Origin of the sequence: Streptomyces sp. NPDC046909, assembly GCF_040644695.1 — a bacterium.
Lineage (GTDB): Bacteria > Actinomycetota > Actinomycetes > Streptomycetales > Streptomycetaceae > Streptomyces.
In genome coordinates, this window is record NZ_JBEYXC010000003.1 from 815,815 (window position 1) to 827,946 (window position 12,132).

At 69.1% G+C, this 12,132-nt stretch carries 15 protein-coding genes and 1 tRNA gene; 3 read left to right on the forward strand and 13 right to left on the reverse strand.

The genetic code is table 11. The features are described from left to right. Positions 1–2 precede the first annotated feature (2 nt). Positions 3–854, reverse strand: a complete 852-nt coding sequence (locus tag ABZ928_RS12595; protein WP_361517443.1) for a Scr1 family TA system antitoxin-like transcriptional regulator — start codon at positions 852–854, stop codon at positions 3–5. 235 nt (positions 855–1,089) lie between these two features. Between ABZ928_RS12595 and ABZ928_RS12600 the strand changes: the two genes are divergently transcribed. Both ABZ928_RS12600 and ABZ928_RS12605 read left to right on the forward strand, forming a co-directional pair. Beyond that, positions 1,090–1,533 carry an ATP-binding protein gene (locus ABZ928_RS12600; RefSeq protein ID WP_361517445.1) on the forward strand — a complete coding sequence of 148 codons (444 nt, stop codon included), beginning with the start codon at positions 1,090–1,092 and terminating at the stop codon, positions 1,531–1,533. Positions 1,534–1,612: 79 nt separating this feature from the next. Then, positions 1,613–2,197 carry a hypothetical protein gene (locus ABZ928_RS12605; protein WP_361517447.1) on the forward strand — a complete coding sequence of 195 codons (585 nt, stop codon included), beginning with the start codon at positions 1,613–1,615 and terminating at the stop codon, positions 2,195–2,197. 18 nt (positions 2,198–2,215) lie between these two features. On the opposite strand, the gene ABZ928_RS12610 is transcribed toward ABZ928_RS12605, so the two are convergent. From ABZ928_RS12610 to ABZ928_RS12620, 3 genes are all read right to left on the reverse strand, one after another. After that, the gene (locus ABZ928_RS12610; protein WP_361517449.1) at positions 2,216–3,037 is read right to left on the reverse strand and encodes a YceI family protein; all 822 of its coding nucleotides are present in this window, start codon (positions 3,035–3,037) and stop codon (positions 2,216–2,218) included. 82 nt (positions 3,038–3,119) lie between these two features. Then, positions 3,120–5,648 (reverse strand): MFS transporter, encoded by a 2,529-nt coding sequence (locus ABZ928_RS12615; protein ID WP_361517451.1) that lies wholly within the window; start codon positions 5,646–5,648, stop codon positions 3,120–3,122. A 13-nt stretch (positions 5,649–5,661) separates the two neighbouring features. Next, positions 5,662–6,198: a MarR family transcriptional regulator gene (locus tag ABZ928_RS12620; protein WP_361517453.1), complete on the reverse strand. Its 537-nt coding sequence runs from the start codon at positions 6,196–6,198 to the stop codon at positions 5,662–5,664. A 265-nt stretch (positions 6,199–6,463) separates the two neighbouring features. Between ABZ928_RS12620 and ABZ928_RS12625 the strand changes: the two genes are divergently transcribed. Then, positions 6,464–6,658, forward strand: coding sequence for a hypothetical protein (locus tag ABZ928_RS12625; protein WP_361517455.1), 195 nt, complete (start codon positions 6,464–6,466; stop codon positions 6,656–6,658). Between the two features lie 12 nt (positions 6,659–6,670). On the opposite strand, the gene ABZ928_RS12630 is transcribed toward ABZ928_RS12625, so the two are convergent. The 9 genes from ABZ928_RS12630 to ABZ928_RS12670 all read right to left on the reverse strand — a co-directional run bounded on the left by ABZ928_RS12630 (position 6,671) and on the right by ABZ928_RS12670 (position 12,113). Then, complete coding sequence (locus ABZ928_RS12630; RefSeq protein ID WP_361517457.1) at positions 6,671–7,351, reverse strand: hypothetical protein; 681 nt, start codon at positions 7,349–7,351, stop codon at positions 6,671–6,673. Positions 7,352–7,432: 81 nt separating this feature from the next. Beyond that, positions 7,433–8,329 carry an RNA polymerase sigma factor SigF gene (locus ABZ928_RS12635; protein WP_361517459.1) on the reverse strand — a complete coding sequence of 299 codons (897 nt, stop codon included), beginning with the start codon at positions 8,327–8,329 and terminating at the stop codon, positions 7,433–7,435. Positions 8,330–8,677: 348 nt separating this feature from the next. Then, complete coding sequence (locus ABZ928_RS12640; RefSeq protein ID WP_361517461.1) at positions 8,678–9,535, reverse strand: RNA polymerase sigma factor SigF; 858 nt, start codon at positions 9,533–9,535, stop codon at positions 8,678–8,680. Positions 9,536–9,643: 108 nt separating this feature from the next. Beyond that, entirely contained in the window at positions 9,644–9,937 is a 294-nt protein-coding gene (locus ABZ928_RS12645; protein ID WP_361517462.1) for a Dabb family protein, read from the reverse strand. 18 nt (positions 9,938–9,955) lie between these two features. After that, positions 9,956–10,132, reverse strand: a complete 177-nt coding sequence (locus tag ABZ928_RS12650) for a hypothetical protein (protein WP_361517464.1) — start codon at positions 10,130–10,132, stop codon at positions 9,956–9,958. A 389-nt stretch (positions 10,133–10,521) separates the two neighbouring features. Continuing rightward, a tRNA-Ser gene (locus tag ABZ928_RS12655) sits at positions 10,522–10,606 on the reverse strand. 44 nt (positions 10,607–10,650) lie between these two features. Further along, positions 10,651–11,076 (reverse strand): tRNA adenosine(34) deaminase TadA, encoded by a 426-nt coding sequence (gene tadA / locus ABZ928_RS12660; RefSeq protein WP_361517466.1) that lies wholly within the window; start codon positions 11,074–11,076, stop codon positions 10,651–10,653. A 56-nt stretch (positions 11,077–11,132) separates the two neighbouring features. Continuing rightward, positions 11,133–11,666 (reverse strand): hypothetical protein, encoded by a 534-nt coding sequence (locus ABZ928_RS12665; RefSeq protein WP_361517663.1) that lies wholly within the window; start codon positions 11,664–11,666, stop codon positions 11,133–11,135. Positions 11,667–11,942: 276 nt separating this feature from the next. Beyond that, positions 11,943–12,113 (reverse strand): hypothetical protein, encoded by a 171-nt coding sequence (locus ABZ928_RS12670; RefSeq protein ID WP_266890337.1) that lies wholly within the window; start codon positions 12,111–12,113, stop codon positions 11,943–11,945. Positions 12,114–12,132: the final 19 nt, after the last annotated feature.

Consider the following 12,132-nt stretch of genomic DNA (forward strand, 5'->3'; position numbering starts at 1 on the left):
TCTCAGGTGTCTTGGGCGATGCGGTGGACGAGGTCCCGGGAGGGCGCGGGCTCCAGGGTGACCTGCTGCATCCGGTCGAGGATGAGTCGGTACTTGGTCAACTGTGCGGCAGCATCAACGAGTTCGCTGCCGTGAGCCGCGTCGAGTTGTGCTGTGTCGAGGGCGGGTACGGGCCCGTACGTGTAGTCCAACCCGTGGCCGACCGTGGGGAACGCCGTGCCGTCGAACGGGATCACCCGGAGGGTGACGTGCGGTAGTTCGCTCATCTTGGCCAGGTGGTCCAGCTGGGCGCGGGCCACTTCCTGGCCGCCGAACCGCATGCGCAGAGCGGCCTCGTGAACGATCGCCGTGTACTGGGGCGGTTCCTCGCGGTGAAGGATGGCCTGGCGCTTGATGCGGTGGGAGATGCGGTACTCGATTTCGTGCGGCAGCAGCTCCGGCACAACCTGGCGGAACAGGGTGCGGGCGTGTTCCGGCGTCTGGAGCAGGCCGGGGATGTTGATGACCTGGGCCACGCGGAGGGCGACGGCGTGGTGTTCCATCTCGGCGAGATCCAGGAAGCGCGGCGGCAGCGTGTCCCGGTACTCCTCCCACCAGCCGCGCTTGCGATGAACCGCCATGGCCACGAGGGCGTCGATCAGAGTGGCGTCGGTGCAGCCGTAGTTGTGAGCGAGCGTGCGAATGCGCTGTTCGCTGAGGCCGAAGCGTCCTGTCTCGATGTTGCTGATGCGCACCTGATTCGCACCGATCATCTCGCCGGCCACACGGGCGGTGAGCCCTGCGTTCTCGCGCAGCTTCCGCAGTTCAGCGCCCAGGCGCAGCTGGCGCGCGGTGGGTTTCTGCCGTGGCGGCATGTTCTTCCGCTCCTTGTGCCTTGATTCGTACGCGGTCACTCACACGAGTGTTAATGCGCATGCATCCGCAGGTTTCGTAGTAACCATCCTACGGCTTCCGCTACGGTGAAACCCAAGCCGCTCAACTCCCGCCCGACAAGCCGGAAGAGCACCGCGCCCCCCTGTCCGCGCGGCACCGCCACCGCCCGGCCGGGACGTCGATCGACCCAACCCCCCCTCACCGTAGGAGCCGTTCATGGTCACCGTAGCCCCGTACGACACCTGGGCGTACGCCCTCCGCCTGCCCCACAACCCCCACGCCGCACGCGTCGCACGTATGACCGTACGGTCCGTGCTCGACAGCCACGGTCGCCTCGAAATCCTGGACCCCGTCGAGCTGTTGACCTCCGAGCTGGTGACGAACACCTACCGGCACACCACCGGCCCCGCCTCCCTCCGCCTCACCGCCCTCGACGACGGGCGGGTACGGGTAGGAGTCTGGGACAACCACCCCCGCATCCCCGCCCCCTTCGGCCCGCCGCCCCGAGACTCCGTCCCGCCGGTACCGACGGACGCGGACGGCGGACGCGGGCTGCGCCTTGTGCAGGAGTACGCCAACTGCTGGGGCGGTTGGCCGCTGGGGGATGGTCTGCTGGACCGCGGTGCCGGAAAGCTGTTGTGGTTCGAGGTGGGCGGGTGAGACGACTGGACGGGTGAGACGACCACGACCCCGTACCCCCCCGCCGCACCGTACGCGGCCGGCAAGGAGGAAGGATCCCATGGGCTGGACCACCGAGCAGTTCCACAAAACCCACGAGGGCAGGGCCGCAGCCGTCCTCGCCGACGGCAGTGAGCCGAAGCCGAGGATCTTCGACAGCGGCAGCGGTGCCGAGTTCCACGAGACGACCGACTGGTGGGTGTACCACGGCGAGCACCGCGCGCCGTTGGCGACGGACCTACGAGGCGCGTGTTCGTGCGGCTGGCGCGGCAGCACCCTGCATCCCATCGACTGGAGCCAGGTGGAGAGGGACGGCATCTACGTCCATGTCCCCGACACCCCGGGCCCGTACGGCGATTGGGCCGAGCACATCCGCGAGGTGGAGGAACGTTCGGTACCGCTCCCCGAGGACCTCGCCGACCTGCTGGAACGGTTGGACGAGCGGCTGACCGCGCTCGCCGACGACGCACCGGTCGCGGCGCTGAAGGCCGTTGCCCGCCTGGAGCGCCTCACCACCCGCATCAGCCGGGAAGCCGCGTACAACGTGGACCCCGACGAGGTGTCCTGGGAGACGATCGGAACCGCCCTCGGGATGAGCGCAAAGGAGGCCCGCTCTCGCCTGTTCAGCTACAGCCACCGGCGCTGACCGCTGACCCAGCCGCCCTCACACCTGAGGCAGCGAATCCCCCTGCACCGCCTGGATATCCAGCTCCACCTTCAACGTCGTACCGATCGCCGCAATCCCCGCCTGCACCACCTGGTTGTAGTTCATGGCGAAGTCCTCCCGCCGCAACTGAGCCGTCGCCCGAAAAGCCGCCCGAGTCCCACCCCACGGATCGGCCCCGGTCCCGAGATACGCGAGGTCCAGATCCACCGGCCGCACGACCCCGTGCAGCGACAACTCCCCCCGCACGATCCACCGATCCGACCCGGCCACCGTCAACCCCGAAGACCTATACGTGATTTCAGGGAACCTCTCCACATCCAGGAAGTCGGCGGACTTCAAGTGCCCGTCCCGCATCGCATTCCCCGTATAGATCGAGTCCGCCCGAATCACCGCCTCCACCCGCGACTTGGCCACATCGTCCGGCGCGACCTCGATCGAGGCGGCGAACTCCGTGAACCGTCCGTGCACGCTCGAAATCCCCAGGTGCTGAGCCACCGCCCCCACCGTGGAGTGGGCCGGGTCCACCGTCCACGCACCCGGCGGCGGCAACTCCGCCCCGCCCTGCCGCGCCAGCGTCACCGTGCCCACCTCCGCACGACCGCTCGCCGTGACGATCGCGCTCGCGGCCGCGGGCGCGTACCCGACGGCGGTGACGATGACGGTGTACGCCCCGGGAGCCAGCGCCTCCGGATCGCGTACCGCTCCCTCGGCGTCGGCCTCGACCCGCCGCACCTGCGCGCCCGTCGTGTCGGTCAGCGTGACGACCGCGTGCGACACGGCCCATCCGTCCCGCGTACGGATCCTCGCGGTCAGTCCCATCTCACAAACTCCTCGCATGGAACCGGCCCGTGCGACGCGCCTCCGCTCGGGACGCGCCGCACGGGCCGGGGTATTCAGTGATTCACTCGCCGGGGTGGGCGAGCTCGATGTCGTGGCCGTCGGTTCCGCGACCGCCCACCGTGAGGGCCGTCGCCACCGGGGGGTAACCCGTGGCGATGACCGTGTAGTCACCGGCGTCCAGGTCGGTGAAGGCGTACGCCCCGTCCGATCCGGTCGTCGCGGTCCCTACGACATTGCCGGCCGCGTCGACGAGCGTGACCCGCGCATCGGCCAGCGGCCCGTGCGGAGCCCGTACGACGCCCTGGACCTGGGCCCCGGACTCCAGCTCGACCTCGATCCGGGTGACCCCGGTGCCGCCGACCTCGACGGGCAGCGCGCGCGGCCGGTACCCGGCGGCGTTCACCGCGACGGTAACCGCCCCGGGCACCAGCTCGGCGAACCCGAACTCGCCCTGCTCACCGGTGGTCCCGGTGGCCAGCAGGTCGCCCCGCACATCGGTCACGATCACCATCGCGTCCTTGACCGGCAGCGCGCTGTCCGCGGCCCGCACGACCCCGTTCAGCCCGCTCGTCCCGCTGAGCAGGATGTCGTACGCCACCGGCTCACCGTTGACCACGACCGTGGACGCCTGCGGCTGGAACCCGTCGGCGGAGGCGATCAGCACGTACGACCCCACGCTCGGCGCGTCCACACCGTACGAACCGTCGGCCTGCGTCACCGACCGGCCCAACTGCCGTCCGGCCAGGGAGATCAGCGTGACCGCGGCCTGCGGGACGGGCGCGCTCTCGGCGCCGCGGACGTATCCGCGGACCGGGATACCACCCGACACGGCGGCGGGCGCTTCGACGGTGGCGACGGCGGCCAGCTTCTGCGTGCCGTCGGCGGCCGCTTGCGTCTCCGAAACCGCCCAGCTCGGGACCCGCTCCTCGGAAGCGGCCGGAGCCTCGGCCACGACCTCCTCCGAAGGAGCGGCCTCTGCGGAAGGAGCGGCCTCCGTGGAAGGAGCAGTCTGCGCCATCGCACCCTTCGTCCTCAGCGGAACCTCCTTGATGAACAGCGTGATCAGGAAGGCGACCGCCGCGAGAACCGCCGCGATCAGGAACACATCCGCGATGCCGTGCCCGTACGCGCTCTCCATGACCGTGCGCAGCGGCGCGGGCAGCGCGTCCATGTCCGGGATCGAGCTGGAGGAGCTGGAACCGGAGGCGGCGGAGGCGTACTTGGGGCCGAGGGCGGCGATGCCGTCCGTGGCGTAGTCGGTGATCTTGTTGGCCATCACGGCGCCGAGCACCGAGACGCCCATCGCACCGCCTAGGGACCGGAAGAAGGTGACCGTGGAGGACGCCGAACCGAGGTCCTTGGGCTCGACCTGGTTCTGCGTGCACAGCACCAGGTTCTGCATCATCATGCCGATGCCGAGACCCAGCAGGGCCATGAAGACCGCGGTCTTCCAGTAGTCCGTGTCGTAGCGGATGGTGCCCAGCAGACCGAGGCCCGCCGTGATGAGCACGCCACCGCTGACCAGCCACGCCTTCCAGCGCCCGGTGCGGGTGATGAACTGCCCGGAGACGGTGGAGGAGACGAACAGTCCGCCGATCATCGGGATGGTCAGCACACCGGACATCGTCGGGGACTTGTCGCGGGCCAGCTGGAAGTACTGGGCGAAGAAGACCGTGCCGGAGAACATCGCCGTACCGACGAACATCGACGCGATGGACGAGAGGGTGATGGTCCGGTTCTTGAACAGCCGCAGCGGGATGAGGGGTTCGGAGGCCTTCGACTCGACGAGCACGAAGATCAGGGCGAGCGCGATCGACCCGCCGACCATGGCGTACGTCTGCCAGGACACCCAGTCGTACTTGTCACCGGCGAAGGTGACCCAGATCAGCAGCAGCGACACGGCCGCCGCGACGAAGAACGCGCCGGCCCAGTCGACCTTCACGTCCCGCTTCACGACCGGCAGGTGCAGGGTCTTCTGGAGCACGATCAGCGCGATCACGGCGAAGGGCACACCGACGTAGAAGCACCAGCGCCAGCCGAGCCACGAGGTGTCCGTGATGACACCGCCGAGCAGCGGACCGCCGACGGTGGCCACGGCGAAGGTCGCGCCGAGGTAGCCGGAGTAACGGCCGCGCTCGCGCGGGGAGATCATCGCCGCCATCACGATCTGCGCGAGGGCGGAGAGCCCGCCGACGCCGATGCCCTGGACGACTCGGAAGGTGATGAGCATCCCGGCGTTCTGGGAGAGCCCGGCGGCCGCGGATCCCAGCACATAAATAACGAGCGCTATCTGGACGAGCGCCTTCTTGCTGTAGAGGTCGGCGAGCTTGCCCCACAGGGGAGTGGAGGCCGTCATCGACAGCAGGGCGGCGGTGACGACCCAGGTGTAGGCGGACTGGCCGCCGCCGAGGTCGCCGATGATCTCCGGGAGGGCGTTCGAGACGATCGTGGACGACAGGATCGCCACGAACATCCCGAGCAGCAGCCCGGAGAGCGCCTCCATGATCTGCCGGTGCGTCATGGGGGCGTTGTCGGCGCCTCCCCCGTGCTTGGCGTGAGCCCGCACACCGGGTGGTGTGGTCGTTGCCATGGGCTTCCTTTACTTACGTGTTCGCTGGTGTACGGGTGGTCTCTTCGAATACGCGGGAGATGCCGGCAGCGGCGGGGGCAGGGGTGTGGACAGGGCTGTGGGCAGCGGCGTGCGTGCCGGCCCGGCAGTCGTCGAAGCTCGCCCTGAGCCGGGCCATCAGGCCGCTCAGCTGGGCCACCTCGTCGTCGCTCCAGTCACTCAGCCGCTCGGCGAGCATCCGGCAGGTCAGCCGGTACATCCGGTCGACGACCTCCTGGCCCGCGGCCGTGAGATGCAGGATGCGCGAGCGCTTGTCCGCGGGGTCGGGGGACCGGTCGATCCAGCCCCGCTCCGCGAGATGCGCCGCGTGCCGGCTGGTCACCGACATGTCCACGGCCAGCAGCTCCGAGAGCTTGCTCATGCGCATGTCCCCATGACGGGCGAGCAGCGTCAGCACGGCGGCGGAACCGCTGGGGCAGTCGGACGGCAGGATCCGCCCCATCTCCCTCTTCACGGCACCGAAGGCACTGAACTGACGCATCAGCTCCTCGTACTGCGCCTGCCCGGCCATCACACCTCCCGTATTCGTTGCTTGGGGCAACCATAGAAGCGATTGGTTGCTACAGGCAAATAAACCGGTGTGAGCCCGCCATAAAAACTTGGCAAAGCCAAGTATTGCGAGAGTAAACACGCAGGTGGCGGCTGAACAGGGGGCACTGCACCCACCCCAGGGGCGCGGGGAAATGCGCGACCAGCCCCCACGAACCCGCACCCGGCAACGAACCGACGAGCCCCCCACTTGGGCCGCCCCCACACATTCGCTAGGGTCTCAGCCCATGGCTAACACCCAGGACCCCCAGGGCAACTACGACCCCGCCGGCAGCACCCAGATGTTCCGCGCGTTCGTGGACGAGTCCCCCCAGGCCCAGCAGCAGACGGCGGCTTCCTCCGGCCCCCGCATCGGTCTGATCCTCGGCGTCGTCGTCGCCGTGGCGATCGTCGCGGCCGTGGCGTGGCTGGCGCTCAAGTAACCAACCGCCGGCTCACTCCCACCGCACATCGACGTCCCGCGTCTCGATGTGCATCCCGAGCGGCACCCGCCACGTGTCGACACACACCGTCCAGGTCTTCTCCGTGCGCTCCCCGGCCCCGACAGGCGCCGGAAGCGCCACCTCCGACTCGACGGTCCCCCAGTCGATCCCGAGCGCTCCGATGATGTGCGTCCCGAAGGTCACCGTGCCCGAACGCACCGCACTGCCCCCGGAGTTGCGGAACACCAGGGTCACCTTCTCGCACCAGCGCTGATCGCCGGCCGCCCGCTCCGGTTCGCTCACGGTCAGTACGGCGGGCCCGGGTGACGCCGCAGGGCTCTCGACGGACGGCGAACTCGTGGGCGTACGACGGGAGTCCGTGCCGTCACTCGAAGAAGGAGCACCGCTTCCCGGCGTGCTCGCCGCCGGTGTCTGTGCGGCCGCAGAGGGCGATGCCGCTACCGCCGACGAGGACGAAGACGGGGCGGCCCCTTCCAACGGCACGACCCGGACCTCCCCTGTCGGCTGGACCGCCACCCCGGACGAGCCGCCCGCAGGGCCTACGGCGACGTACCCGCCGTCACCGCTCCCGCCGCCGCAGGCGCCGAGCACTGCCCCCAGACAGGCGACGGCCGCCGACGTACCGATGAAGGCACCTCGACGGCCATGTGTCCACGCAGTCGCCCGAAGCATCGCGCCAGTGTGGCTGACACTCCGTCAGTAAGGAAGCCCTATACGCGACTTGCGTAGGCAGGGCCCCCTCGGTCAGACCCGTCAGTCCGAGATGAGCCCTTCCCGAAGCTGGGCCAGCGTCCGGGTCAGCAGCCGGGAGACGTGCATCTGGGAGATGCCGACCTCCTCGCCGATCTGCGACTGGGTCATGTTGGCGAAGAAGCGCAGCATGATGATCTGCCGCTCGCGGGGCGGGAGTTTGGCGAGCAGCGGCTTCAGCGACTCGCGGTACTCGACGCCTTCGAGGGCCGTGTCCTCGTAGCCGAGCCGGTCGGCCAAGGAGCCCTCGCCGCCGTCGTCCTCCGGGGCCGGGGAGTCCAGCGAGGAGGCGGTGTACGCGTTGCCGACCGCGAGGCCGTCGACGACGTCCTCCTCGGACACGCCCAGTACGGCGGCGAGTTCGGCGACGGTCGGGGAGCGGTCCAGCTTCTGGGAGAGCTCGTCGCTGGCCTTGGTGAGGGCCAGCCGCAGCTCCTGGAGCCGGCGCGGGACGCGGACGGACCACGACGTGTCGCGGAAGAACCGCTTGATCTCGCCGACGACGGTCGGCATCGCGAACGTCGGGAATTCCACGCCGCGTTCGCAGTCGAAGCGGTCGATCGCCTTGATCAGGCCGATGGTGCCGACCTGGACGATGTCCTCCATCGGTTCGTTGCGAGAGCGGAAGCGGGCCGCCGCGTAGCGCACGAGGGGGAGGTTGAGCTCGATGAGGGTGTCCCGGACGTACACGCGCTCGGGGCTGTTCTCGTCGAGGGCGGCGAGCCGCAGGAAGAGGGAGCGGGACAGGGTGCGGGTGTCGATGGCCCCCGAGGTCGCGGGAAGGGCCGGGGCCTCTACGGCCTCGGCCACGGCCTCGACGGCCGTGTTGTCGTCGAGCGCGGGCGCAGCCTCGCTCTTGGTGAGCGTGAGCACCTTCGAGCTGCCCTGGTCTGCGGACATGCCACCCCCTTTGGGTCGCGGGACGGTCGTGGCGAACGCTCCTGCGAGGAACGCCAGCCTTCACCTGAATACCGGAGCCGAAGCCCCGGCAAACGCTCTTCCGGCAGAATGTCACATGTCGGCAACACGCTGTAGTGACATGTCGACATGCGAGACGTGAATACGCCCTGGATAAAGGGGGTCTGACGGTTTTTCGGCACAGAAGTGTCGGGAAGAGGCCTGGTGAGCGATTCGCTCGCGCCGGTTACACCTCGCTCCTGCTTGCGAACTGCGGTGTTCCGGAACGTGCGACCGTGCGCCCCTTATGCCTCGGCCGTGCTTCCGACTATGTGCCGGTGATGCCTCGGACTATGCGTCGATCCGATTGGCCGACCGCAGCCGCTGGAAGCTACGCGCGAGTAGCCGCGACACATGCATCTGGGAGACACCGAGTTCCGCACTGATTTGCGACTGGGTGAGATTGCTGTAGTAGCGGAGCAGCAGGATTCGCTGTTCCCGCTCGGGCAGTTGGACGAGCAGATGCCGTACGAGGTCCCGGTGCTCCACGCCGTCCAGCGCGGGGTCCTCGTAGCCGAGCCGGTCCAGCAGTCCGGGCAGTCCGTCGCCCTCCTGGGCGGCCTCCAGCGAGGTCGCGTGGTACGAGCGCCCGGCCTCGATGCAGGACAGCACCTCGTCCTCGCCGATCCGCAGCCGCTCGGCGATCTCGGCGGTGGTGGGGGTACGGCCGAAGGCGGTCGTCAGATCCTCGGTCGCGCTGTTGACCTGGACCCAGAGTTCGTGGAGCCGGCGCGGGACGTGGACGGTCCGTACGTTGTCCCGGAAGTACCGCTTGATCTCGCCGACGACGGTCGGCATCGCGAACGTCGGGAACTGCACGCCCCGCTCCGGGTCGAACCGGTCGATCGCGTTGATCAGCCCGATCGTGCCGACCTGGATGACGTCCTCCATCGGCTCGTTGCGGGAGCGGAAGCGGGCGGCCGCGTAGCGCACGAGCGGGAGATTGGCCTCGATGAGCGCCCCGCGCACCCGGTTGTGCTCCGGCGTGCCCGGCCGGAGCCCCTTGAGCTGGCCGAAGAGCACCTGGGTGAGCGCCCGGGTGTCGGCGCCGCGGCTGCGCTGGGGGGTGGGGGCCGCCTCTTCCTGAGGGGGCGCAGTACTGGCCGACACGGTCAACGCCACCTCTTCATCGGTCAACTCATCCGTCAAAAGCGGTCATAGCATCACAAGACATGTGCACTGTGTGCAAGCACCGCATAACGTTGCGTTACGCCGTGTTGGTGGGGAAGTTGTACGTCCAGTACCGGTCGGTACCGCTCAGTACGCGTAGTCCGCGATCACCCAGGTGGCGAACTCCTTCCAGAGCGCCACCCCCGCCTGATGCTCCGGGTGCTCCACGTACCGCCGCAGCGCGTCCGCGTCCTCGAACCCCGAGTTGATGGCGAAGTCGTAGGCGATGGGGCGGTCGCTGAGGTTCCAGCCCAGCTCCCAGAAGCGGATCTCCTCGATCTTGCCGTCGAGGGCACGGAAGGCCTCGACGCCCGCCACGACCCGCGGGTCGTCGCGCTCGACGCCCTCGTTCAGCTTGAAGAGGACGAGATGGCGGATCATGTGCGCTCCTGATTGCGGCTACTGCGCCCCGTCGGCGAGCCAGGTGAAGAAGTCGCCGATGGCCTTGGCGGCGTCCGATATGCCCTCGAACCCTATCTGGACGTAGTCCGCGGCCTTGGCCGGGTCCGTGATGATCACGTACAGCACGAAGACCACGACGATGTAGACAGCGGCCTTCTTGGAATTCACCGCCATCGCGGCCTCCCCCGTGACTGTTGTGCCTGTTGGGACTCCTGTGCGGCGGCGAGTGTAACTTCCTCACATCACATTTAAGGACCAACGACCTGCGGTTCCGGGCCTTTTGCCGAGCCCGCCGGGCCGCCGCGGCGCGCAGGATTGATCGTGAGCCCGGCGGATCTGGCAGGAATCCCCGGGCGGGAACGGACCCCACTGCGGGGTACGCGCCCCGGCTTCCCCCGTAAGCGGCGCGCACTTGTGGGTCCGGACCTCGTCGGGGGAAGCGGCTTGTCCCCCCCGATGCCGCTTCCCCCGTCCTTCTCTTCTCCCGAACCCCTTCCCGAACTTCTCCCCGAACTTCCCGGCACGCACGAAGGGCCCCGTCTCTCGACGGGGCCCTTCTCAAGCGGTAGCGGAGGGATTTGAACCCTCGGTGACTTGCGCCACACTCGCTTTCGAGGCGAGCTCCTTCGGCCGCTCGGACACGCTACCGAGAGAGACCTTACAACACAGTGGGGCCTGCTTTGAAATCGGTATCAGCGGCTCCGGAAGAACTCCGTGAGCAGGCTCGCGCACTCCTCCGCGAGCACGCCCTCGATCACCTCGGGGCGGTGGTTGAGCCGTCGGTCGCGGACGACGTCCCAGAGGGAGCCGGCCGCGCCCGCCTTGTCGTCACGGGCGCCGTAGACGACACGGTCCACGCGGGACTGCACCAGGGCGCCCGCGCACATCGTGCAGGGCTCCAGGGTGACGACGAGCGTGCAGCCGGTCAGCCGCCACTCCCCGAGCTTCGCGGCGGCCCGGCGGATGGCCAGGACCTCCGCGTGGGCGGTCGGGTCGCCGACCGCCTCGCGTTCGTTGTGCCCGGCGCCGAGCACGGTCGTGCCGTCCGGGGCCAGTACGACGGCCCCCACGGGTACGTCCGGACCGGCCCGCCCGGCCTCGTCCAGGGCGAGCCGCATCGCGGCCCGCCAGCGGTCACGTACCGGGTCCGGGGGACCTCCTACGGTCTTCCCGGTCAGCGGACGGTCTCCAGGACCTCCGAGGCGCCCAGGGCCTCGGCGATCTCGCCGAGCGCGTCCTCCGACAGCGACTTCAGCTCCTTCTCGCTGACGCCCAGGTCGTCGAGGATCCCGGGGTCACCGACCGGACCGTGCGGTACGGCCTCGGCGGAGCCGCCGCCCTCGGTGTCGTCGTCCTCCTCCTCGTCCTCACCGTCCTCGGTGCCGTCGAGGTCGAGGGCGTCCAGGTCGGTGTCGTCGTCCCCGGGCTCCCTTCCGAGCAGTTCGTCGGTGAGCAGGATCTCGCCGTAACTGCTGCGGGCAGCGGCGGCGGCGTCCGAGACGTAGATACGGGGGTCGTCCTCGCCGTCGATCCGGACGACGCCGAACCAGGCGTCCTCCTGCTCGATGAGCACCAGCACCGTGTCGTCCTCGGGCGAGGCTTCACGGGCCAGTTCGGCCAGATCCGACAGGGTCTCCACATCGTCGAGCTCTGTGTCGCTCGCTTCCCACCCGTCTTCGGTGCGCGCGAGCAGTGCGGCGAAGTACACCGTGACTCTCCCACTGGTCATAGGCGTGCCGGTTGGGGGTCCCCCCGGCGGAGGCTGTTGGGCGGGGAGGCATTGGCTCCGAGCCCCACCCACTCGGAATCGTGGCAGAAACGGAGCGTTCAGGGGACGTCTTCGGCACCCTGTGTCCGCCCGTTTTGATCGTCCACCAGCGGGATCGTACGCGGCTCCCGGCGCGGCGCACGCATCAGGCGGTCCAAGAACGCCCCAAGCCCTGTCGGCGGAAGCCTTGAGCCCCACCGGCGGAAGCCCTGAGCCCTACCAGCGGAAGGTGCGCATGCGCATCGCGTGCCGCAGCCGGGCCGCCTTGGCGCGCCGGGGCTGGACGCGGTCGCGCAGCTCACGGGCCTCGGCGAGATCGCGCAGGAACTGGGCGCGGCGCCTGCGGCGCTCGGCGTCGGTCTCCTGTTGTGACTCCTGGTTCGGCATAGGCACACCACCCGGTCGC